The sequence below is a fragment of the Pseudomonas sp. PME37.24/006 genome, from assembly GCF_055556635.1.
Genome location: NZ_JBVHNL010000237.1, coordinates 1 through 249, shown reverse-complemented (window position 1 = coordinate 249; position 249 = coordinate 1). Strand labels below are relative to the sequence as shown.

Annotated in this window: 1 pseudogene; it reads left to right on the top strand. The window is 65.1% G+C overall.

The window, feature by feature from the left end:
* Positions 1 to 249 (top strand): annotated as a pseudogene (locus tag ACZ3GY_RS24545) (flavin-dependent monooxygenase); the annotation flags it as partial.

Sequence of the window (249 nt, the reverse complement as noted above, 5' to 3'; positions counted from 1 at the left end):
AAACCCAGCGCAAGATCTACGCAAGCGGCCCCGACCAGGTCTATGCCGGCGGCCTCTATCCGCTGCAGGAAGCCAAGGCCGTCCCCGGTGGATGGGAAATCACCGGACGCTGGCACTTCGCCAGCGGCTGCAAGGGCGCAGACTGGATCGGCGTGGGCATCAAGGACAGCAGCGGCGCCGACGACGGCACACCAAAGCCCGCGCTCATGGCCGTGATGCCGGCTTCTGACATCGAGATCATCGACAACT